The 21,132-nt window shown below is 72.2% G+C and carries 20 protein-coding genes and 1 pseudogene; 15 read left to right on the top strand and 6 right to left on the bottom strand.

Annotated elements, in window-relative coordinates:
* Nucleotides 1-95 precede the first annotated feature (95 nt).
* From zapE to KUM49_RS08935, 9 genes are all read left to right on the top strand, one after another.
* On the top strand, nt 96-1,208 hold the full coding sequence (gene zapE / locus KUM49_RS08975) for a cell division protein ZapE (protein ID WP_217236193.1): 1,113 nt from the start codon (nt 96-98) through the stop codon (nt 1,206-1,208).
* A 196-nt stretch (nt 1,209-1,404) separates the two neighbouring features.
* On the top strand, nt 1,405-1,797 hold the full coding sequence (locus tag KUM49_RS08970) for a hypothetical protein (protein WP_217236192.1): 393 nt from the start codon (nt 1,405-1,407) through the stop codon (nt 1,795-1,797).
* A 78-nt stretch (nt 1,798-1,875) separates the two neighbouring features.
* Nucleotides 1,876-2,454, top strand: a complete 579-nt coding sequence (locus KUM49_RS08965) for a carbonic anhydrase (RefSeq protein ID WP_217236191.1) — start codon at nt 1,876-1,878, stop codon at nt 2,452-2,454.
* Between the two features lie 8 nt (nt 2,455-2,462).
* Nucleotides 2,463-3,950, top strand: coding sequence for a SulP family inorganic anion transporter (locus KUM49_RS08960; RefSeq protein ID WP_217236190.1), 1,488 nt, complete (start codon nt 2,463-2,465; stop codon nt 3,948-3,950).
* 103 nt (nt 3,951-4,053) lie between these two features.
* The gene (locus KUM49_RS08955) at nt 4,054-4,854 is read left to right on the top strand and encodes a slipin family protein (protein ID WP_217236189.1); all 801 of its coding nucleotides are present in this window, start codon (nt 4,054-4,056) and stop codon (nt 4,852-4,854) included.
* 93 nt (nt 4,855-4,947) lie between these two features.
* Nucleotides 4,948-6,333 carry a PhoX family protein gene (locus KUM49_RS08950; protein WP_217236188.1) on the top strand — a complete coding sequence of 462 codons (1,386 nt, stop codon included), beginning with the start codon at nt 4,948-4,950 and terminating at the stop codon, nt 6,331-6,333.
* A gap of 20 nt (nt 6,334-6,353) precedes the next feature.
* A complete protein-coding gene (locus KUM49_RS08945; RefSeq protein WP_217236187.1) occupies nt 6,354-7,235 on the top strand; it encodes a PPK2 family polyphosphate kinase in 882 nt (293 codons plus the stop codon).
* 28 nt (nt 7,236-7,263) lie between these two features.
* The gene (locus KUM49_RS08940; RefSeq protein WP_217236186.1) at nt 7,264-8,778 is read left to right on the top strand and encodes an FAD-dependent oxidoreductase; all 1,515 of its coding nucleotides are present in this window, start codon (nt 7,264-7,266) and stop codon (nt 8,776-8,778) included.
* A gap of 84 nt (nt 8,779-8,862) precedes the next feature.
* The gene (locus tag KUM49_RS08935; protein ID WP_217236185.1) at nt 8,863-9,768 is read left to right on the top strand and encodes a polysaccharide deacetylase family protein; all 906 of its coding nucleotides are present in this window, start codon (nt 8,863-8,865) and stop codon (nt 9,766-9,768) included.
* Here KUM49_RS08935 and KUM49_RS08930 read toward each other — a convergent pair.
* Nucleotides 9,710-9,889 (bottom strand): hypothetical protein, encoded by a 180-nt coding sequence (locus KUM49_RS08930; RefSeq protein WP_217236184.1) that lies wholly within the window; start codon nt 9,887-9,889, stop codon nt 9,710-9,712. The two genes, KUM49_RS08935 and KUM49_RS08930, sit on opposite strands and share 59 nt — an antisense overlap.
* A 44-nt stretch (nt 9,890-9,933) precedes the next feature.
* On the opposite strand from KUM49_RS08930, the gene KUM49_RS08925 reads away from it, so the two are divergent.
* Entirely contained in the window at nt 9,934-10,662 is a 729-nt protein-coding gene (locus KUM49_RS08925; RefSeq protein ID WP_217236183.1) for a peptidyl-tRNA hydrolase, read from the top strand.
* A 92-nt stretch (nt 10,663-10,754) separates the two neighbouring features.
* On the opposite strand, the gene KUM49_RS08920 is transcribed toward KUM49_RS08925, so the two are convergent.
* The 3 genes and pseudogenes from KUM49_RS08920 to KUM49_RS08910 form a co-directional block, all read right to left on the bottom strand.
* Entirely contained in the window at nt 10,755-10,898 is a 144-nt protein-coding gene (locus KUM49_RS08920) for a hypothetical protein (RefSeq protein ID WP_217236182.1), read from the bottom strand.
* A gap of 104 nt (nt 10,899-11,002) precedes the next feature.
* A pseudogene (locus KUM49_RS08915) lies at nt 11,003-11,852 on the bottom strand (RHS repeat domain-containing protein); the annotation flags it as partial.
* On the bottom strand, nt 11,834-12,091 hold the full coding sequence (locus KUM49_RS08910) for a hypothetical protein (RefSeq protein WP_217236181.1): 258 nt from the start codon (nt 12,089-12,091) through the stop codon (nt 11,834-11,836). The gene KUM49_RS08910 and the pseudogene KUM49_RS08915, both read right to left, overlap by 19 nt.
* A 299-nt stretch (nt 12,092-12,390) precedes the next feature.
* On the opposite strand from KUM49_RS08910, the gene KUM49_RS08905 reads away from it, so the two are divergent.
* From KUM49_RS08905 to KUM49_RS08890, 4 genes are all read left to right on the top strand, one after another.
* Complete coding sequence (locus KUM49_RS08905) at nt 12,391-13,698, top strand: DUF692 domain-containing protein (RefSeq protein ID WP_217236180.1); 1,308 nt, start codon at nt 12,391-12,393, stop codon at nt 13,696-13,698.
* Nucleotides 13,699-14,300: 602 nt separating this feature from the next.
* Nucleotides 14,301-15,083, top strand: a complete 783-nt coding sequence (locus KUM49_RS08900; protein WP_217236179.1) for a DUF4142 domain-containing protein — start codon at nt 14,301-14,303, stop codon at nt 15,081-15,083.
* 95 nt (nt 15,084-15,178) lie between these two features.
* On the top strand, nt 15,179-15,952 hold the full coding sequence (locus tag KUM49_RS08895; RefSeq protein ID WP_217236178.1) for a TIGR04222 domain-containing membrane protein: 774 nt from the start codon (nt 15,179-15,181) through the stop codon (nt 15,950-15,952).
* 119 nt (nt 15,953-16,071) lie between these two features.
* Nucleotides 16,072-17,694, top strand: coding sequence for an alpha/beta hydrolase (locus tag KUM49_RS08890; RefSeq protein ID WP_217236177.1), 1,623 nt, complete (start codon nt 16,072-16,074; stop codon nt 17,692-17,694).
* Nucleotides 17,695-17,714: 20 nt separating this feature from the next.
* Here the strand turns inward: KUM49_RS08890 and hemQ are convergent, their stop codons facing one another.
* Together hemQ and hemG are read right to left on the bottom strand one after the other, a co-directional pair.
* Nucleotides 17,715-18,446, bottom strand: coding sequence for a hydrogen peroxide-dependent heme synthase (hemQ, locus tag KUM49_RS08885; RefSeq protein ID WP_217236176.1), 732 nt, complete (start codon nt 18,444-18,446; stop codon nt 17,715-17,717).
* Between the two features lie 5 nt (nt 18,447-18,451).
* Nucleotides 18,452-19,966, bottom strand: a complete 1,515-nt coding sequence (hemG, locus tag KUM49_RS08880) for a protoporphyrinogen oxidase (protein ID WP_217236175.1) — start codon at nt 19,964-19,966, stop codon at nt 18,452-18,454.
* A 158-nt stretch (nt 19,967-20,124) separates the two neighbouring features.
* On the opposite strand from hemG, the gene KUM49_RS08875 reads away from it, so the two are divergent.
* The gene (locus KUM49_RS08875; RefSeq protein ID WP_217236174.1) at nt 20,125-21,114 is read left to right on the top strand and encodes a DUF4349 domain-containing protein; all 990 of its coding nucleotides are present in this window, start codon (nt 20,125-20,127) and stop codon (nt 21,112-21,114) included.
* Nucleotides 21,115-21,132: the final 18 nt, after the last annotated feature.

The following is a 21,132-nucleotide window of genomic DNA, read 5'->3' as shown; positions in this document are numbered from 1 at the left end:
CCCAGGGGCCCCGCACCCCTGCCTCACCACCCTCGTCCCACCCCCGCCCACCCGGCCCGCCTCTACCCCCCGGGCAGGCCCTAGCATGGGTAACCGTGCCTACCTCCCCCGCCGCGTCCGGATTCGGTCCGACAGCCGATGCCGCCCCGCTGTCCCTGTGCGACCGTGAGCCGCATGTCCCCGCGGACCGGCTGGTCGCCGAGATGGTGCCGCCGCCCCGGTTCGACTCGGTGCGCTTCGGGACGTACATCCCGGACCCGAACCAGCCCAGCCAGACCGAGGCCGTGCGGGTCCTCGAGGGCTTCGCCGCCGGGCTCGGCGGGGCGCACGCCTCCGGCGCCGGGAAGGTCAGGCGCGGTTTCCTGGGCCTGGGGAGGAGCAAGGCCCCGCAGACCCCGGCCGGGCCGCGTGGTGTCTACCTCGACGGCGGCTACGGCGTCGGCAAGACCCACCTGCTCGCCTCCCTCTGGCACGCCACCCCGGCCGAGCCCGAGCTCAAGGCGTTCGGCACCTTCGTGGAGCTGACGAACCTGGTCGGCGCCCTCGGCTTCCAGAAGACGGTGCAGACCCTTTCCGGTCACCGTCTGCTGTGCATCGACGAGTTCGAGCTGGACGACCCCGGCGACACCGTCCTCGTCTCCACCCTGCTCGGCAAGCTCGTGGACGCGGGCGTCGCCCTCGCCGCCACCTCCAACACCCTGCCGGGCAAGCTCGGCGAGGGCCGGTTCGCCTCGGCGGACTTCCTGCGCGAGATACAGGGCCTGTCCGCGCACTTCCGCGCCCTGCGCATCGACGGCGAGGACTACCGCCACCGCGGCCTGCCCGAGGCACCGGCGCCGTTCACCGACGAGCAGGTCACCCGGGCCGCGCACCGCACGCCGGGCGCCTCGCTCGACGGCTTCCCACAGCTCCTGGACCATCTCGCCCGCGTCCACCCCAGCCGCTACGGCGCCCTGACGGACGATCTGAAGGCGGTCTGCCTCACCGACGTCCGGCCGGTTCCCGACCAGTCGACGGCCCTCAGGCTCGTCGTGCTCGCGGACCGGCTCTACGACCGCGAAGTCCCGGTCCTGGCCTCCGGGCTGCCCTTCGACCGGCTTTTCAGCGAGGAGATGCTGAACGGGGGCTACCGCAAGAAGTACTTCCGGGCGATCTCCCGCCTCACCGCGCTGGCCCGGGACGCCAAGGGCCTGGTCGAGCCCTCCTAGAGCCCGCTCTAGCCCACCGACTCTTCAAGATCAAGAGCCGGTTCCCGCCAACAACCCCGCACGCTTCAGCCTCTCTTCAGGTCGAAACGTTAAGTTAACCCTGCAAACAACTTTGCAGGGTTAATGTGTTTCTTGACCAGTCATTGACCAACCGTTGGTACGGACTAGAGACGTGGAACTGCCCGGAGGGAGGCGCATGTTGCGAGGCACGACGGTACGCACCGTGCTGGCGACGCTGGCCGTCGCCCTGTTCGCCCTCCAGTTCTTCGCACCGACCGCGTCCTTCGCATCCGCGCACACAGTCCGTCACGCAGAGGCCAAAGCCCAGCCCGGAACCAAACCCTCCGGCAAAGCTCTGCGCGACGAGTCCGCAACACACCGCCAGTGCGACCCCGCCGGGGACCCGACCGGTCCCCTGCGCAGCCGCGACCGGCACCGCGCCGTCGACTTCGCCCCTGAGGGGCCCGAGCGCCCGCTGCTGGCTCAGGATCCGGCGGCCGTACGCACATCCGGCGTACCCGGTGCCTTCCGGCTGTCGAGACCCTCGACAGCCCATTCCCCGGCAGCACTTCAGGTCTTCCGCTGCTGACAGCAGAGCAGCTCTCTCCCCCCACCTCTGTCATGTAAGCCCGACGCGCCTTTGGCGCGCCAGGAGGAGTCACCACACATGCAGCCCCTCATCGACAACGCCCGCACGTTCGGACAGCGCCCTGAGGAGTTCGCCAGGCTGGCCGAAGGCCAGTCTCCGCAGGTCCTGTTCATCACCTGCTCCGATTCCCGGGTCGTCCCGGCACTGATCACGGGCGCCCGCCCCGGCGAGCTCTTCGAGCTGCGCACCGCCGGCAACATCGTCCCGCCGTACGCCTCCGAGCACCCCACCAGCGAGGCGGCCACCATCGAATACGCGGTGGAGGTGCTCGGCGTCAAGGACATCGTGGTCTGCGGTCACTCGCACTGCGGTGCCGTCGGCGCCCTGGTCCGCGGCGACGACCTGACCGCCGTACCGGCCGTGCGCGACTGGCTCACGCACGCTGCCCCGCGTCCCTCGGGCGCGGTCGAGGACCCGACCGTGGCCGAGGGCGTACAGAACCACGTCCTGACGCAGGTGCTGCGGCTGCGCTCGTACCCGTTCATCGACAAGAAGCTGGCGGACGGTCAGCTGTCGCTGCACGCCTGGTACTACGAAGTGCACACCGGGTGCGTCCTGACCCATGACGCGTCCTCCGACGCCTTCCGGGCCCTGTGAGGCCCGCCATGGAACAGCGAAGCAGGTTCCCTCATCTGCGGCAGGACTTCGCCGCCTCCCTCGTCGTCTTCCTCGTCGCCCTCCCGCTGTGCGTCGGCGTGGCCGTCGCCTCCGGCGTCCCGGCCGAGCTGGGGCTCGTCACCGGCATCGTCGGCGGTATCGTCACCGGCCTGATGCGGGGCAGCAGCCTCCAGGTCTCCGGACCGGCCGCCGGTCTGACGGTGCTGGTCTTCGAGGCCGTCCAGGAGTACGGCCTTCCCGGGCTCGGGGTCATCGTCCTCGCGACCGGTGTGCTCCAGATCCTCATGGGCGCCCTGAAGCTGGGGCGCTACTTCCGGGCCATCTCGGTCTCCGTGGTCGAGGGCATGCTGGCCGGCATCGGGCTCGTCCTGATCGCCGGACAGCTGTACTCCGTCACCAACGCCAAGGCCCCGGCCTCCGGCCTCGGCAAAATAGCCGGACTGCCCGGCGCCCTCGCCGACGCCGTCCAGAGCACCGCGGCGCTGGCCTCGCTCGGCCTCGGCGCGGGCACCATCGCCGTGCTCGTGCTGTGGAAGCGGATGCCCAAGCAGCTGCGCACGGTCCCCGGACCGCTCGCCGCCGTGGGCCTGGCGACCCTCGCCGCCCTGGTGTTCTCGCTGCCGGTCGCCACCGTCGAGGTGAAGGGGCTGCTGGGGTCCATCCAGCCGCCGTCGATGGACGCCTTCGGCGGCCTCGCGAGCCTCGGCCTGATCTCCACGATCGTCGCGTTCACCCTGATCGCGTCCGCCGAGTCGCTGTTCAGCGCGGCGGCCGTGGACCGGCTGCACGACGGGCCGCGCACCGAGTACGACAAGGAACTGGTCGCGCAGGGCACCGGCAACGCGATCTGCGGCGTGCTCGGCGCGCTGCCGATGACCGCGGTGATCGTACGCAGCGCGGCGAACGTGCAGGCGGGCGCGAAGACGAAGGCGTCCCGGGTCATGCACGGCGTGTGGCTGCTGCTGTTCGCGGCGCTGCTGCCGTCCGTCCTCGCCTACATCCCGATCCCGGCCCTGGCGGGCATCCTGGTGCACGCCGGCGCCAAGCTCATCCCCGTCCGGCAGATCGTGTCGCTGTGGCGCGAGCACCGCGGCGAGGCGCTGATCCTGGTCGTCACCGCCGTGTCGATCGTCGCGGTCAGCATGTTCGAGGGTGTGCTCATCGGTCTCGCGCTGGCGGTCGTCAAGACCGCCTGGGAGGCCTCGCACATCAAGCTGGAGGTCATCGACAAGGGCGCCGGGCCGGTCCAGGCGTACCTGTCGGGCAACGCGACCTTCCTCAGGCTGCCGAAGATCCTCGACAGCCTGGAGGCGCTGCCCCAGGACCGTCCGGTCGAGCTGGACCTGTCCGGGCTGCACCACCTCGACCACGCCTGCCGTACGGCACTGGAGAACTGGGCCGAGCGGCACAGCGCGGTCGGCACGGAACCGGTGCGGATGACGACGCCGGAACCGGTGAAGGTCACCGCCTCCTGACAACGCCCGGTGCCTGGTCCGGGGCCGCCCATGGCCCCGGACCAGGCACCGGGCATATCGTTGCAGGAGCAGACAGAGAGGACCTCTCGACGAGGAGGTCGGGATGCTCCAGGAACTGTTGACGGTGGCCGTCGCAGCCGGTACGGCGGGGATCGTCTACGTCGCCGCGGCGGCGCGGGTCGTCAAGCAGTACGAGCGCGGAGTGGTCTTCCGGCTCGGGCGGCTCGCCGGGGACGTGCGGTCGCCTGGCTTCACCCTGGTGGTCCCGTTCGTGGACCGGCTGCACAAGGTGAACATGCAGATCGTCACGCTGCCGGTGCCGGCCCAGGAGGGCATCACCCGGGACAACGTGACCGTGCGGGTGGACGCCGTCGTCTACTTCAAGGTGGTCGACGCCGCGTACGCGCTCGTGAGGGTCGAGGACTACCGGTTCGCGGTCTCTCAGATGGCGCAGACCTCGCTGCGGTCCATCATCGGCAAGAGCGACCTGGACGACCTGCTCTCCAACCGCGAAAAGCTCAACCAGGGCCTGGAGTTGATGATCGACAGCCCGGCCGTGGAGTGGGGCGTCACCATCGACCGGGTCGAGATCAAGGACGTCTCGCTGCCCGAGACCATGAAGCGCTCCATGGCCCGGCAGGCCGAGGCCGACCGGGAGCGGCGGGCCCGGATCATCAACGCGGACGCCGAGCTCCAGGCGTCGAAGAAGCTGGCCGAGGCCGCCGGGGTGATGTCGGAGCAGCCCGCCGCGCTGCAACTGCGGCTGCTCCAGACGGTGGTCGCGGTCGCCGCCGAGAAGAACTCGACGCTGGTGCTGCCGTTCCCGGTGGAGCTGCTGCGCTTCCTGGAGAGGGCACAGCAGGCGCCGCCCGAGCAGTCGATCCGGAGGCCTCCGGAGACGTGACACGTTCTACGCGCGTGGTTCCCGCGGCCGTCGGTTGGTGATAGACACGGCGGGGTCACAGGTTCCTGTCCGCCAGCAGGAAGGTCGTCCCCCATGTCCGAGACCGCTGCCACCTCCTCGACACGTCGTCAGATGCTCGCCCGCACGGGCGTCCTGGGCGTCTCGATCGCCTTCGCCGGAAACCTCTCCGAACTCTTCACGGGCACCGCCGCCGCGCAGTCCCTGGGCCACACCGGCTACGGCCCGCTCGTCCCCGACCCGAACGGCCTGCTCGACCTGCCGAAAGGTTTCCGCTACCGGGTCCTCTCCCGCGAGGGCGACCCGCTGCGCTCCGGAGAGGGCACGGTCCCCTCCAACCACGACGGAATGTCGGCCTTCGCGGGCAGACACCACCAGGTCCACCTGGTCCGCAACCACGAGAACCGCCACACCGCCACCCTCGCCGTCCCCACCGTCAAGGGCCTGACGTACGACCCGGCCGCCAAGGGCGGCTGTACGGCCCTGACCCTGGACTCCCGCAACCGGGTGCTGTCCGAGCGGGTCGCGATCGCCGGCACGGCCGTCAACTGCGCGGGCGGGCCGACCCCTTGGGGCACCTGGCTGACCTGCGAGGAGAACGAGGACAAGGCCGGCACCAACGGCTACACGAAGGACCACGGCTTCATCTTCGAGGTCCATCCGGCCGATCCGCTCCGCTCCGGTGCCGTACCGCTGACCGCGATGGGCCGCTTCCAGCACGAGGCGATCGCCGTCGACCCGAAGCGGGGCATCGTCTACGAGACCGAGGACGCCTTCCTCAAGCCCTTCGGCCTCTTCTACCGCTTCCTGCCCGAGAAGCCGTTGAGCGGCCTCGGTTCGCTGCGCGCGGGCGGCCGGCTCCAGGCGATGCGCGTGCCCGGCGTACCCGACCTGTCCTCCATCCAGGAGACGGGCGCCTGCTTCGACGGCGTCGAGTGGGTGGACGTACCGGACCCGCTCGCCGCCGAAACCCCCATCCGGCTCCAGGACTTCGGCCCGAAGGGCGTCACACACGCGCAGAAGCTGGAGGGCTGTTACTGGGGCGGCCGGTCGGTGTACTTCGTGTCGTCGTTCGCGCGCAGCGCGGAGGGCTCGGCGGCCGACCACTTCGGGCAGATCTGGCGCTACGACCCGTCCGAGCGCCGGCTGACCCTCGTGATCGTCTTCGGCCCCGACACGGACGTCCAGCTCCCCGGGGAGTCCCCGGACAACATCTGCCTCGCCCCCAGCGGCGGCCTGATGGTCTGCGAGGACGGCAACGGCGCCCAGCACGTCTACGGTGTCACGCGGCGCGGCGAGGTCTACCCGATGGCCCGCGGCCGCCAGAACATCGGCACGCCCGAGGAACCCGAGTGGGGCGAGTTCGCCGGAGTGACCTTCTCCCCGGACGGCGAGACGATGTACGTCAACTGCTACACACCCGGGACGACGTTCGCGGTGACGGGCCCGTGGCGCAGGTAGCCGAGCGGAAGGGGTGCCCCGTGGCCGAGAAGGACTCCGGGCGGAGGTCCCGCAAGGGAAGGAAGGCCGGTCTCCGCGAGCTGCTGCGCGTGCCGGGCGGCGAGCGGATCGACCTGTCCTCGTACGACACCGGCTCCGTCCCTCTCGGCCCCGGGGACAGGACCGCGGGCAAAGCGGCCACCACCCGCATCGGCGAAGACCTCGCCGACCTGCAGGAACGCCTGTGGGCGGCGAGCACCGCCGGCGACCGGCGCCGGGTGCTGCTGGTTCTCCAGGGCATGGACACCAGCGGCAAGGGCGGCACGGTCAAGCACGTCATCGGCTTCTGCAACCCCTCCGGCTGCCGCGTTCGGGCGTTCCAGGCGCCCACTCCCGAGGAGCGGGCCCACCCCTTCCTGTGGCGCATCAGAAAGGCCCTGCCGCACCCCGGCGAGCTGGGCATCTTCGACCGCTCCCACTACGAGGACGTCCTGATCGCCCGCGTCCGCGAACTCGTCCCGCGCGACGAGATCAACCGCCGCTACGACGAGATCAACCAGTTCGAGAAGTCCCTCGCCGACGACGGCGTGACGGTGATCAAGTGCTTCCTGCACATCTCCTACGACGAGCAGCGGCGCCGTCTGCTCAAACGCCTGGACCGGCCGGACAAGCACTGGAAGTTCGACCCGTCGGACATCGACGACCGCGCGCTGTGGCCCGCGTACCAGGAGGCGTACGGGATCGCCCTGGAGCTCTGCTCGACGCCGTACGCCCCCTGGTACGTGATCCCGTCGGACCAGAAGTGGTACCGGAACTGGGCCGTGGGCCGGCTGCTCCTGGAGCATCTGCGGGAGCTGGACCCGCAGTATCCGAAGGCCGACTTCGACGTGGCGCGCTCCCGCGGGCGGCTGCTCGCGCAGTGAACCGGGCGGGATGGGGTACCCGGCCCGCATGACCGAGAACCCGCATGTCAGCGGCTCGTACTGGCTGGAGACCGCGCCGGGCCCGGACCACCGCGCACTCGCGGAGGACCTGGACGTCGACGTGGCCGTGATCGGCGCCGGAATCGCCGGGCTGAGCACGGCGTGGGAGCTGGCACGGGCCGGGCGGCGCGTGGCGCTGCTGGAGGCCGACCGGGTGGCCGCCGGTGTCACCGGGCACACCACCGCCAAGGTCACCGCCCTGCACACTTTGATCTACGACAGGCTGCGCCGCACCCGCGGCGCCGAGGGGGCACGGTTGTACGCCCGCTCACAGTCCGAGGCGATCGAGCGGGCCGCGGAGATCGCGGACGAGCTGGGCGTCGACTGCGACTGGGAGCGCCGGAGCGCCTACACGTACGCCTGCGACTCGGCCCGCATCGACGAACTGCGCGCCGAGGCCGCGGCCGCCCGGGAGGCGGGGCTGCCGGCCACGTTCGTGACGGAGACCGGGCTGCCGTTCCCCGTGGCGGGCGCGGTGAAGGTCACCGGACAGGCGCAGTTCCATCCCCGCAAGTACCTGCTGGCCCTCGTGGACGACCTGGTCGCCCGCGGCGCGCAGGTGTACGAGCACACGACGGTCGTGGGCCTGGAGGAGGGCCAGCCGTGCCGGCTGACCACCGACACGGGGGCACGGGTGAGGGCCCGGGACGTCGTGGTCGCCACGCACTACCCGGTCTTCGACCGTGCCCTGCTGTTCACCCGGCTCTCCCCGCGCCGCGAGCTGGTCGTCGCCGGGACCGTGAGCGCCGACCGGGACCCGGACGGCATGTACATCACGCCGGACGAGGGCACGCGGTCGGTCCGTACGGCACCGCACGGCGAGGACCGGCTGCTCGTCGTCACCGGAGAGCACTTCAAGCCCGGCACCGGTGACACCCGCGCCCGCTTCCAGCACCTGGCCGACTGGGCCGCCGACCACTTCCCCGACGTCACCCTCACGCACGCCTGGGCCACCCAGGACAACGACCCCACGGACACGGTCCCGCTGGTCGGCCCGATGCACCCCGGCGCGCACCACACCTATGTCGCCACCGGTTTCGGCGGCTGGGGCATGAGTGGCGGGATCATGGCGGGCCGCCTCCTCACGGCACTGATCACCGGCCAGGAGTGCGCGTGGGGCGAGCTGTACGACCCGCGCCGACTGCGCTCGACCGTCCGCGAGGCCCCGTCGTTCCTGAAGCACCAGGCGCAGGTCGCGCGCCACTTCGTCGGCGACCGGCTGCGGCCCCCGCCGCCGGTCGAGGCGCTGCCGCGCGGCGAGGGCGCGGTCGTCCGCACCGAGGGCGGGCGGCTCGCGGTGTACCGGGACGAGGGCGGCCATGTGCACGCCCTGTCTCCGCGCTGCACCCACATGGGCTGCCTCGTCGCGTTCAACGCCGCCGAGCGCGCCTGGGAGTGCCCCTGCCACGGCTCCCGCTTCGACACGGACGGCAAGGTGGTCCAGGGACCGGCGACGCGGCCGTTGGAGCAGCGGGACATCTGAGCAGGGCACCGGGCGAGGCGCTGTGCGGGTGACACTCCAGCGCCGCTGACGCCGACACGAGAGTGATCACCATACTTTCGTACGGTGATCACTCTGGTACGACGCGTCACCGCCGCCTGCGCACTCGGCGCCGCCCTCTCGGCCTGCGGCACCTCCCAGCTCTTCCAGGCTCCCCGCCCCGCCGTCTCCGCCTCCGCGGCCACCCCATCGGCCGCCCCCTCCCGGCCCCCGACGCTGGCGCCCGGCCCGGCCGGTCTGACGCCCGTGTTCGAGAACGGCCCCCGCCGCACCGCGGACAAGACCGTCGCCCTCACCTTCGACGCCGACATGACGGCCGACCAGGGGCCCCGGGCGGCGGCGGGCGAGCGCTTCGACCATCCACGGCTGATCGCGACACTGCGCGCGCTGAGCGTGCCGGCGACGGTGTTCATGACGGGCCGGTGGGCCGAGGAGTACCCGGCCCAGGCCCGCTCCATCGGCCGGGACCCGCTCTTCGAGGTCGCCAACCACTCCTACAGTCACCACGCCTTCACCGACGACTGCTACGGCCTGCCGACCGTCTCCGAGGACCGGATGCGCGCGGACGTGGAACGCGCCTACGCCGCGTTCCGCAGGGCCGGGGTGCCGGACCCGATGCCGTACTTCCGTTTTCCCGGCGGGTGCTACGACCGGCGGGCCCTGAAGGCGCTGACGCCGGCCGGCATCACGGCCGTGCAGTGGGACGTGGTCAGCGGGGACGCGTTCGCCACCGACGCGGAGGCGGTGACCCGGCAGGTGCTCGAGGGCGTGCGGCCGGGGTCGGTCGTCGTCATGCACTGCACGCGCAGCGCGGCGCCGGCGACCGAGCGGGCCGTGCGGGCGGTCGTGCCCGAGCTGCGGAAGCGGGGATACCGGTTCGTGAAGGTGTCCGAGCTGATCGGGGACGCGGCGCTCACCCCGAGCAGGCCGTCCGCTGGGCCTCCTGCCACTCGCACACCGCGCACAGGGTGATCCCCTTGTACGACTCCGGATACTCCGTGGGCTTCTGGCACAGCACGCACTCCGCGTACGGCGGGCCGTCCGCCTTCGGCGGCGGCGTCGCCTCGCGGATCGTGCAGTAGTCCTCGCTCATACGTCCAGCGTAGGTTCCCCTGTCCGGGTTGGCAGACTGTACGGGTGAGCAACGAGTCGACGCCCGAAAACGAGACCCCCTTCCGGTCCGAGCCCGGCACCCGCGACAGCGCGCCGCAGTACGTGCTGCCGCTCGTCGTCCGTATCGAGCGAGGGGCCCCTCCGGCCCGCACGGACGCCCTGGAGACCGCCGCCCGCGCCGTGCTCGTCATGCTCGGCGACGAGCGGTCCCTCGGGGAGGGGGAATGGGCGCAGGCGATCCACGCATGGCAGGACGCCCGGATCCGCAAGGTCGTGCGGCGGGCCCGCGGCGCCGAGTGGCGGCGGGCCGAGGCGCTGCCCGGCGTCACCGTCACGGGCAGGTCCGCCGAGGTGCGGGTCTTCCCGCCCGTGCCGTTGGACGGCTGGCCCAAGGACCTCGCCCGGCTCCAGGTCTCCGGCACCGATCTCGACGATCCGGAACCGCCGGTGGAGGCAGACGCCGGAGTACCCGTGCTGTGGATGAACCCGGACCTGGACATGTCGGCCGGCAAGGCGATGGCTCAGGCCGGACACGGTGCCCAACTCGCCTGGTGGGAGCTGTCGCAGGAGGAGCGGGCCGGATGGCGCGACGCGGGTTTCCCGCTGGCCGTGCGCACCGCCGACCCCGGCCGCTGGGGCGAACTGACGACGAGCGGTCTGCCGTTGGTACGGGACGCGGGGTTCACCGAGATCGCCCCCGGGCTGACGGTCGCGGTCGAGGGCTACGACCGCGTCGGCGCCTTGCGGCACTGACCCCCTTCGCGCATACGACAACGTCGGCCTCCGAGGCCCCGTGCGGGGTCCCGGAGGCCGACGTCACGCGCGGTGTCGCGCGGTAAGGCGTCTCAGTCAGCGACGAATCGGTCGACTCCGACTTCGGCGAGTGAGTCCAACGCGTCGAGCTGCGTGGCCGCCGCGACGATGTGCTCGTATTCCGTCCGCAGAATGCGGATGCGGAAACAGGCGATCACCCGCACGAGATCGTCCACGGCCAGTTCTGCCTTGTGCACGACCTTCGTGGGCAGGCCCTTCGCCCAGTCGTAGGCGACGGTGGTCAGCTGGGCGTCGGCCAGGCGGTCGGGTGTTCGCGAACCAGGAGCATGCCCTCGCCCGCCGCCGGGTCGTTGCCGGCCTTGCCGTAGGTGAACGTCCACGGAAGTCCCCGGGAGCGTCAGAGAGGTGATCCGCCCCGCGGTGTCGTAGCCGTACTCGGTCACCAGGGACGGGGTGATCTGCGGGTTCCAGGCGCGACGAAGCCGTCCGGCGTCGTCGTACTGGTACGCCTGCACGGCCTTGGCCGTGGCGGCGGAAGCTCCTGGCTCGGTGGACCACAGCCGGATCTCACGGACCTGGCCGCTGAAGTTCCCGAGCGCCGAGGACGTGGCCGTCGTGGAGGACGCGTAGACGTACTCCAGCAGGCGGCAGCCCTTCGTCGACGGGTCCGCCGCGCAGGCGGACGCCGTGGCGGCGGAGGTCGGCGCAATGATCCGGGTGGGCCGGGCCAGCGCCTTCTCGTTCACGGTGACCGTCTCCGACATGACCGTGGTGGTCGAGTTGGAGAGCCCGTCGTACAAGGTGCTCTTGACCTGCCAGGCGGTGGCCTTCGGGTCGGCCTTGGCGAACTCGGTCACCGTGCCGGAGCTGTCGGAGAGGGTGAAGGTGCCGCTGACGCTGCCCTTCAGCACCATCTTCTCGGCGCCCGGCTCGGGTATCCAGCCGGTCCGGGCCGCGTTGGCCGTGAAATGGATCGGGCTGTCGTCGCCCAGGACCACGCTGACGGCCGTGTCGGGGATCCTCTCCAGGTGGGTGTACTCCGACTCGTTCAGCTGCGCCTCGAAGCCCGACACCCACTGCGATCCGAAGATCGCGGCCTGGTCCTCCTGCTGCGCGCCGGCCTCGGGGCGGCGCGAGTGGGCGGTACGGCTCACGGTGAGGTCGAAGGCGGGAACCGGACCGGACCGGCCGCGAACTCCGAGGTCAGGCTGCCGTCCTTGTTCACCCACGTCGTCGACGTCTCCGTGCGTTCGGAGAGCGCCTCCACCCGCTTGCCGGACAGTCGCGCCGCGACCCGGGCGGAGGCTATGTCGGCCGCCTGGGTCGCCGTCGCCTTCTTCGGCGCGTCAGCGCTTTGGGGTGCCGCGGCCACCGGCGAACTCGCCACGTCCAGCAGGGTGATGGCCATGGCCAGAGCGACCCCGCCCGCTGTCCAGCGGACGGTTCTCTCCAGCCGAGGGCGCCCGCGCCGCCGAGGCGCGGGTTCATGCACCGTCATGATTCTCCGAACTCTCACATTTTCTCCATCACCAACCCTGCTCGTCACCACCCGAGTTCAGATCGCGGCATGGCCAAAAGACCGGTCCCGAACCTCAAATGTTGCTCTGAAGGAGCGGGCGAAGGGGTTCGGGTCCGTGTGGCGGGGCCATATCCCCGTCACGCCCGAGGGGCGGCTCCGTGGAGCCGGAGGAAGCCGAGGAGGGGACCATGAAGCGACTGGGAACGGGCATCGGTTGGCGGCCCGAGATCGCGGACGCCGTCGAGCGCATGCCCGGCATCGACTGGGTCGAGGTCGTGGCCGAGAACGTGTGCCCCGGACACCTCCCCGACTCTCTGCTGCGGCTGCGCGAGCGCGGGGTCACGGTGGTCCCGCACGGCGTCTCGCTCGGCCTCGGCGGCGCGGACCGCCCCGACGAGGCGCGGCTGACGGCCCTCGCCGAGCGCGCTCAGGCGCTGGGCTCGCCCCTGGTCACCGAGCACATCGCCTTCGTCCGGGCGGGCGGGCCGCTCACGGCGTCCCCGCGCCTGGAAGCCGGCCACCTGCTGCCCGTGCCGCGCACCCGGGACGCCCTCGACGTCCTGTGCGAGAACGTCCGTATCGCCCAGGACGCGCTGCCGGTGCCACTCGCCGTCGAGAACATCGCCGCGCTCATCTCGTGGCCCGGCGAGGAGATGACCGAGGGACAGTTCCTGTACGAACTGGCCGACCGCACCGGCGTACGCCTGCTGATCGACGTGGCGAACCTGCACACCAACCACGTCAACCGCGGCGAGGACCCGGCAGATGCGTTCGCCGAACTGCCGTTGGAGGCCATCGCGTACGTCCATGTCGCCGGCGGCTTCGAACGCGACGGCGTCTGGCACGACAGTCACGCCCACCCCGTCCCCCGCCCGGTCCTGGACATCCTGACCGACCTCGCGTCCCGGGTGTCCCCGCCGGGGGTTCTCCTGGAGCGGGACGAGAACTTCCCCGAACCGGCAGAGCTGGAGAGGGAGTTGAGGGCGATCGGGGAGGCCCTGGAGAAGGGCGGCGCGAAGGCCGCGCCCGCCCGGACGCCCTCCGACCACGCCCTGTCCGCGCCGGCTCCGGCCGCCGACGACCTCACCCGCCAGCGCCTCGCCCTCCCCCAGACGGCACTGCTGTCCGCGCTGGTCGCGGGGACTCCCGTACCGGAAGGCTTCGACCGGGTGCGGCTGGGCGTACAGGCCCGGGCCCTCGCCGGAAAGCGGGCGGACGTCGTGGCCAAGGTCGCCCCGGAACTCCCGCGGATCCTCGGCACCGCCTACCGTCCCGCCTTCCTCGCCTACGCCCCCGGCCACCCGATGACCGGCGGCTACCGCCGTGACGCCCTGGACTTCGCCGAGCACCTGCTGCTCGCCGGACGCCCGCAGGACGCGGCGGCGCGGCGGGCTCTGCGGGAGTGGTGGCTGGAGCGGTCCGGACCGGCACCGCGCTCGCACCGCCCGACGGTACGGCTGGCCCGAGCCACCCGCCGGGCCCTGCTGCGCCGCTGACACTCCAGCCCGCCAACCCACGGGCAACCGCGCCGCACGGCGGTACGGGCGGGCGCGGGCGGCACCCCGTCACTCCACGGACAACCCAGCCCGCCAGCCCGCCGGCAATCGCGTCGCACGCCGGCACCCCACTCGCATCCGACCGCCCAGCCACCGTCAACCCACGGGCAGTCGTGCCGCAAGCCGGCACCCCACTCACACCCGACCGCCCAGCCACCGTCAACCCACGGGCAGTCGTGCCGCAGGCCGGCACGGGTGGGTGCGGGCGGCACCCCGCTCTCGCCGGGCTGCGCACCCCACCGCTCCAGCCGCAGCACCGGCCGGCCGCTCGACCGGCCTACGCCACACCCCTCCCCCCGACTACGCGCACCCCTCGCCCCCGACTGTGCCGGGGTTAACACCCCGTGCCCGCAGCCCGGCAAGCGCGCGCCGTTCCGCAAGCTTTATCCGCCTATGCCCGCCCACCGCTCTCCCCCATTGACCTCGCATCGCCCCCGATACAGCCATTCGCCCCCGTACGGCAGTTGACGTAGACCCCGAAGTAACATGTCAACCCCGCACCTGAAACCCACTAGCGTGCGGTGCCGCAAGCAGGAGGCACCATGCGACCCCGACCCCCCGTCAACGGCAGAGGCATCTTCACCGGCACCGGGCTCATCATCACCGGCCTGACCGCGACCCTCGTGGCGCTGATCTTCCCGATCTGGTCGTACGGCGACCGTTCCGGGACGGGGCTGGACGTACTGAACGCCCAGACCGTGTCGACGAGGTACGGGCCCTTGTCCGCGCTCGACCGCGAGTTCATCACCAAGGTCCGGCTGGCCGGCCTGTGGGAGCTGCCCGCGGGACAGCAGGCGCAGCAGAAGGGCACCACCCCGGCCGTGAAGACGGCAGGACAGCACCTCATCGAGGGGCACATGTTCCTGGACGAACGAGTCCGTGACGTCGCGGGCAAACTCGGCCTCGAACTGCCCAACGAACCCAACGAGCAGCAGAGGCAGTGGCTCACGACCCTGACCGCGGCTCAGGGCGTCACCTACGACCGCGACTTCGCCAACATCCTGCGGCTGGCACACGGCAAGGTGTTCTCGGTCGTCGCCCAGGTCCGCGCCGGCACCCGCAACTCCCTCGTCCGGGCCCTCGCCGACGACGCGAACACGACCGTGCTGGACCACATCAAGGTCCTGGAGGCCACGGGCTACGTCGACTTCGACGCCCTCGCCCAGGAGATGGCCGCCGGTTCCGTTCCCCCGCTCACCCACTCACCGGCGCCGCCCGGCACGGCCGCCGACCCGGGCCCAGCGATCCCGGTGACCCCACCGGCCTCTCCGAGCTATCCGCTCCCCCCGCCCGCCACCAGTCCCCCGACTTCCGTGGATCAGTGACCGCACACCCCCGGAACGTCACATACCGGCAACGCTCGGTCCGGATTGTGAACAAGGCATGGCGCTGCCCGGACCCGGTCGCATAGAAAATCCACATGTTCTGGGTGCTTCTCCTGCTGCTGGCCTGGGCCACCGCCGGCACGGCGTGCACGCGGCTGTGCCTGGCCGCCGTACGTGCGGCGGCCGTCGAGGCGGACCCGGTCCGGGCACACGATCTGACGCTGTACGAGGCCGCGTTCCTGTCCGGCGGTCCCCGGCGGGTCGCCGATCTGACCCTCGTCTCCATGGCGCGCCAGCGGCGGCTGCTGCTCGCCCACACCGGCTGGGCGACCGTCGTCGACCCGCGCGGCCGGGACGACATCGAGCGGTCGGTGATAGGGGCGATCGGCCCCGAGGGGCAGTCCCCCCTCGCGCCGGTACGGGCCACCGCCGCCGCCACCGACGCGGTACGCGGCGTCGCCGACCGGCTGGTCAGCGCGGGGCTCGCCGTGCCCGACGGCGCCCGGGCGGGGGTCGCGGCCGGGGTCCGTCAGGTGCGGCTCGCCGTGGTGGCCGTCGTCGCGCTGGGCGCGACCGCGTTGCTGACGCCGGCTCAGTCGGACATGCCCCGGCACCTGGTCGCCCTCTGGTTCGGGCTGCCTCTCGCCCTCACCCTGAGCTGCCTTGCCATCGCGCGGATCGAGGTCCACCCCTACTCGCGCTGGGCCTCCCCGGCCGGCCAGCGGCTCCTCGGTGCCCTGACCAGGCGCGCCCGCGGGAACGACCGCACGGACCTCACCTCCGTCGCCGTCCACGGCATCCGCGCGATCGGCGACCCGGACCTGCGCGCCGCCTTCGCCCACGGCGAGCAGCAGCACTGGCGCGCATAGCCCGTCCCCAGGGGGCGCACGGAGGCATTGGGTCCGACACCGGCCGGGCGGTGCTTGCCTTCGCCCACAACCGAACGAAACATCCCTTTTGTTGCTGCCGTGCACCGAAGGGATACGCGATGAGAGCCCCCGCCCTCTACTCGGCCGCCGGGTCCTTGCTCCTGACCACGCTCGCCGCCGCGCCGGCCGACGGCGCCCCGGCCGTGCCGGGCGCGGCCGAGGTGCGCGGGACCACGGTGGCCGCCGCGCGGGCCCGGGCCGCGGGCATCGACTTCGGTACCTGCCCCGAGGCGGAGGACCTGCCCGGCGGCATGCTGTGCGGCACGGTGTCCGTCCCGCTGGACTACGCGCACCCCGACGGCCGGCAGATCAGACTGACCGTCAGCCGGGCCCCGGCCACCCACAAGGATCCGCACAACAGCAAACGCCGGGTGCCGCGACAGGGCGCCCTCGTCTACAACCCGGGCGGGCCGGGCGCCTCCGGCATGGCCTTCCCCCTGGTCGGCGGGCTCCCCGAGTGGAAGCGGCTCGCGGCGGCGTACGACCTCGTCGGCTACGCCCCCCGCGGGGTGGGCCGTTCCGCGCCGCTGTCCTGCAAGGACCCTGAGCAGTTCTTCAAGGCGCCCTCGCAGGCGCCGACGTACCCCTCGGAGTCGTACAAGAGGGAACGCATCGCGCAGGCGAAGGCGTACGCGCGCGGCTGCGCCGAGCGGGCGGGCGAGGCGCTTTTGCACTACACCTCCCTCAACAACGCCCGTGACCTGGACGTGCTGCGGGCCGCGCTGGGCGAGGAGAAGCTGACGTTCATGGGCGCGTCGTACGGCACCTACTTCGGGGCGCTGTACGCCACGCTGTTCCCCTCGCACGTACGGCGGATGGTGTTCGACTCGGCGGTGAACCCGGACCCCGAGCAGATCTGGTACCGCAACAACCTCGACCAGTCGGCCGCGTTCGAGGGGCGCTGGGAGGACCTGCGGGAGTGGATCGCCCGGCACGACGACGTGTACGGGCTCGGCGACACCGCCGAGGAGGTACTGCGCAGTTACGAGAAGGCGCGGGCGCGGCTGGCCGCGGAGCCGGCCGGCGGCAAGGTCGGGCCCGGGCAGCTGCAGGGGACGTTCCTGTCGGCCGGGTACTACGACGACCTCTGGCCGCACCGCGCGCAGGCGCTGTCGGCCTATCTGAAGGGCGACCCGAAGCCGCTGATCCAGCAGGCCGGTCCGCACCCGGAGGCGGCGGCCGAGGCGGAGAACGCGAACGCGGTCTACACGGCCGTCGAGTGCAACGACGCGCGCTGGCCGACCGAATGGCGGGTGTGGGACCGGGACAACACGCGGCTCGCGCGCGTGGCACCCTTCGAGACCTGGGACAACGTGTGGACGAACCTGCCGTGCGCCTACTGGCCGGCGCCCCGGCAGCAGCCCCTCGACGTGCGGACCGGGCCGGGTGAGCTGCCGCCGACGCTGATCCTGGCCGCCGAGCGGGACGCGGCCACGCCGTACGAAGGTGCCCTGGAGATGCACCGGAGGCTGTCGGGTTCGGTCCTGGTGACCGAACGGGACGCCGGTACGCACGGCATCGCCGGCGGGCCGAACCCCTGCGTCAACGGCCACGTGGACGCGTACCTGCTGGAGGGCCGGCTCCCCGCGCGGCGCGCGGCCTGCGCCCCGCGTCCACAACCGCAGCCGAGGCCGGTGGCCGGCTCCCAAAAGGCGCCGGCCGCCAGGGCCGCCTCACGCTGAGCGCCGAGCCCTCGCACCGGTCAGGCGAGGCCCGCGACCAGCTCGCCGATGTCCTTGCGACGGCCCGTGTAGAACGGCACCTCTTCGCGCACGTGCATCCGCGCCTCGGAGGCGCGCAGGTGGCGCATGAGGTCGACGATGCGGTACAGCTCGTCGGCCTCGAAGGCGAGAAGCCACTCGTAGTCGCCGAGGGAGAACGAGGCGACGGTGTTGGCGCGCACGTCCGGGTAGCCGCGGGCCATCTTGCCGTGGTCGGCGAGCATGCGGCGGCGGTCCTCGTCGGGCAGCAGGTACCAGTCGTAGGAGCGCACGAAGGGGTAGACACTGATGTAGTTGCGCGGCGTCTCGTCGGCGAGGAACGCCGGGATGTGCGAGCGGTTGAACTCGGCGGGGCGGTGCAGCGCCATGTTCGACCACACCGGCTCCAGGGCACGGCCCAGCCTCGTGCGGCGGAAGAGGTTGTACGCCTCCTGCAGCTGGTCGGCGGTCTCGGCGTGCCACCAGATCATGAGGTCGGCGTCGGCGCGCAGGCCCGAGACGTCGTAGGTGCCGCGGACCGTCACGTCCTTGGCGGCGAGCTGGTCGAACAGCTCCTGGACCTCGTCGGCGTAGCCCGCGCGGTCCTCGGGGAGCACGTCCTTCAGCTTGAAGACGGACCAGAGGGTGTAGCGGATGACCTCGTTCAGGTCCTTGGCCAGCTTGCCCTTGTTCGGGATCCTGGCGGACTCGGTGGTGGGGGCGTCGTCACTCATGGTCCTTATTCTCCTGCTCCTCCGTGCGGACTCCGCACCGGGTGGGCGGTGAGCTCCTGCACACCTCGCAGGTCACCCTGGATCCGGTCGACGGCGGCGTGGGCGCTCGCGATGCACGCCGGGATGCCGACACCGTCGTACACCGCGCCGCACACCGCGAGGCCCGGCAGCTTGCCGACGTGCTCGCGGATGCGGGCCACGCGCGCGTGGTGGCCGACCGGGTACTGCGGCAGGCCGTCGTTCCAGCGGGTGACGCGGGTGGCGACGGGGGTGGCGTCCAGGCCGGTGGCCGCTCGCAGGTCGTGCCGCGAGACCTCGACCAGACCGGTGTCCTCGCGCTGGAGGATCTCCGTCTCGCCGTACCGCCCGACGGAGGTGCGCAGGACGAGCAGGTCCGGGTTCTCGTCGGCGATCCAACCCCACTTCTGGGAGGCGAAGGTCGACGCCTTGATGGTGCGTCCGTCGACGGGCGGCACGAGGAAGCCGCTGCCTTCGGGGAGGGTGAGGCCGGCGCGGCGGTAGGCGAGGGTGACCAGGGCCATGGAGGCGTACTCGACGGCGGTGAGCTCGGCGGCGGCCGCCGGGGACTCGGTGCGCAGCAGCGCGCCGGCGGCCGGGGCGGGCACGGCGATGACGACGGCGTCCGCGTACAGCGCACGATCACCGGCGAGGACGCGCCAGGTCCCGGGGGGCTGTGAGCGCGGGCCGTCGGCGGGATGCGGTCCGGCCGCGCCTTCCGGCTCCGGCTGCGTGACCCTGCGCAGTTCCGTCACCGGCATCCCGGTCAGGATCTCGCCGCCGCGCTCCCGCACCGACTCGGCGACGGCGAGCGGGAGGGTGCCCACGCCGCCCTCGATGCCCATGAACACCGGGCCGGTCTGCTGGTGGGCGGCGGCCCTGGCCTGGATGTCGCGGACCGCCTCCGTCAGGGAGTCGTGTGTCCGCGCGGCCTGGTAGAGCTGCGGGACCGCCGAGCGCATCGAGATGCGGTACGCGTCGCCCGCGTAGACCCCGCCGAGCAGTGGCTCCACGAGGCGGTCGACGACCTCGCGGCCCAGCCGCGCCGCCACGTACTCCCCGACCGCCACGTCGTCGCCGACCTCCGTGGGGGGCAGGTCGGCGTCGCGCTCGATGCGTGCGAGGCCCTCGTCGGACAGCACGCCGGTCAGGGCGGCGGCGGTGCCGGGGACGCCCATGACGTGTCCCTTGGGCATGGGGCGCAGGGCGCCGCGGGTCCACAGGGAGGCGGTGGCGGTGGCGGGAGCCTGGAGGCGGTCGGTGAGGCCGATCTCGCGGGCGAGGGCGACGGCCTCGGGGCGGCGGGCGAGCATCGACTCGGCGCCCAGGTCGACGCGCGCGCCCGCGATCTCGCCGGGCAGCAGCTTGCCGCCGACCCGGTCGGACGCCTCCAGCACGGTCACCCGCACACCGCGCCGCACCAGCCGGTCGGCGGCGGCCAGCCCCGCGATTCCGGCTCCGATGACGACGACATGCCCGGTGCCCGTACGCGTTGCGCTCATGTGCCCACTTTCTCAGACCCCACTGACACGCCGGCGGCGGCCCGGTGTCCTGCACGAGTCCCGACCGTGACCGCATCGGGACCGTTTCGCGCCAACGTCCGGGCCGGGTCCGGCGTCGAAGGAACGTCAGTCGTCACAACCCTCGGGGGTACACGCAGATGCGCACACGACGTTCCGTACGACCCGCCCGGACACTGGCCGGGGTCCTGCTGGCCGCGGGCCTGGTGCTGACCGGCTGCAGCGCCGGCGCCGGCTCCAGCGATTCCGACGGGGGCACCGCCCTGTCGGAGGAGAAGGCGGACGCCCCTGGCGCCGCCGCGGACAGCGCGCGCGGCGACAGCGACGCGGGCGGCGCGAAGGCGACCGCCCCGCCCAAGATCTCCGCGAACCACATCATCCGTACCGCCTCCCTGACCGTGCAGGTCAAGAACGTGTCGAAGTCTCTCGCCGAGGCCCGTACCACCATCGAGAACGCGGGCGGCTACGTCGGCAACGAGACCACCACCCGGGACGAGGACGGCCACGAGCAGACGCACGTGGTGCTGCGGGTGCCCGTCGAGGAGTACGAGGAGGTCCTCGCCGGTCTGGAGGGCTCGGGCAAGCTCCTGGAGCGCACGGCGAAGGCACAGGACGTCACCGACCAGGTCGTCGACGTGGAGAGCCGCATCACCTCGCAGCGCGCGAGCGTGGCACGGATCCGCGAGCTGATGGACCAGGCGACCAGGCTGAGCGACGTGGTGACGCTGGAGGGCGAGCTGAGCACGCGTCAGGCCGACCTGGAGTCGCTGCTGGCCCGGCAGGCGTCGCTGAAGGACCGCGCCGGCCTGGCGACCATCACCCTGAACCTGTCGGAGACGCCGGTGAAGGAGACCCCGAAGGAGGACGAGGATCCCGGGGTCCTCGACGCGCTGACGGGCGGCTGGGACACCCTCGTGACGATGCTGCGCTGGATCGTGGTGGCGATCGCCGCGGTGCTTCCGTTCGCGGCGGTCATCGTGCTGATCCTCCTCGTGTGGCTGCGTCTCGTCCGGCCCCGGATGCCCCGCCGGCCCGCCACGGCGTCCGCGACGACCGCGCTCGGCCCGCTGCCGACCGCGAGGACCGCGCCGGAGCCCACCGGTCCTCGGGAGGGCGGCGAGGAGAACTGATCCGGCCCGGAGAACCCG

Origin of the sequence: Streptomyces sp. AC555_RSS877 (assembly GCF_019049245.1) — a bacterium.
Taxonomy (GTDB): Bacteria; Actinomycetota; Actinomycetes; order Streptomycetales; family Streptomycetaceae; genus Streptomyces.
Note: the sequence above shows the minus strand (reverse complement) of the source record. Positions and strands in the feature narration are given on the sequence as shown.

Excerpts from the sequence above, each read along its gene's own strand:
- hemG (WP_217236175.1), bottom strand. The coding sequence starts at position 19,966 with ATGAGCGCAACGCGTACGGGCACCGGGCATGTCGTCGTCATCGGAGCC.
- KUM49_RS08970 (WP_217236192.1), top strand. The coding sequence starts at position 1,405 with ATGTTGCGAGGCACGACGGTACGCACCGTGCTGGCGACGCTGGCCGTC.
- hemQ (WP_217236176.1), bottom strand. The coding sequence starts at position 18,446 with ATGAGTGACGACGCCCCCACCACCGAGTCCGCCAGGATCCCGAACAAG.
- KUM49_RS08890 (WP_217236177.1), top strand. The coding sequence starts at position 16,072 with ATGAGAGCCCCCGCCCTCTACTCGGCCGCCGGGTCCTTGCTCCTGACC.
- KUM49_RS08955 (WP_217236189.1), top strand. The coding sequence starts at position 4,054 with ATGCTCCAGGAACTGTTGACGGTGGCCGTCGCAGCCGGTACGGCGGGG.
- KUM49_RS08895 (WP_217236178.1), top strand. The coding sequence starts at position 15,179 with ATGTTCTGGGTGCTTCTCCTGCTGCTGGCCTGGGCCACCGCCGGCACG.
- KUM49_RS08875 (WP_217236174.1), top strand. The coding sequence starts at position 20,125 with ATGCGCACACGACGTTCCGTACGACCCGCCCGGACACTGGCCGGGGTC.
- KUM49_RS08950 (WP_217236188.1), top strand. The coding sequence starts at position 4,948 with ATGTCCGAGACCGCTGCCACCTCCTCGACACGTCGTCAGATGCTCGCC.
- KUM49_RS08965 (WP_217236191.1), top strand. The coding sequence starts at position 1,876 with ATGCAGCCCCTCATCGACAACGCCCGCACGTTCGGACAGCGCCCTGAG.
- KUM49_RS08960 (WP_217236190.1), top strand. The coding sequence starts at position 2,463 with ATGGAACAGCGAAGCAGGTTCCCTCATCTGCGGCAGGACTTCGCCGCC.
- KUM49_RS08940 (WP_217236186.1), top strand. The coding sequence starts at position 7,264 with ATGACCGAGAACCCGCATGTCAGCGGCTCGTACTGGCTGGAGACCGCG.
- KUM49_RS08910 (WP_217236181.1), bottom strand. The coding sequence starts at position 12,091 with ATGGCCATCACCCTGCTGGACGTGGCGAGTTCGCCGGTGGCCGCGGCA.
- KUM49_RS08930 (WP_217236184.1), bottom strand. The coding sequence starts at position 9,889 with ATGAGCGAGGACTACTGCACGATCCGCGAGGCGACGCCGCCGCCGAAG.
- KUM49_RS08900 (WP_217236179.1), top strand. The coding sequence starts at position 14,301 with ATGCGACCCCGACCCCCCGTCAACGGCAGAGGCATCTTCACCGGCACC.
- KUM49_RS08905 (WP_217236180.1), top strand. The coding sequence starts at position 12,391 with ATGAAGCGACTGGGAACGGGCATCGGTTGGCGGCCCGAGATCGCGGAC.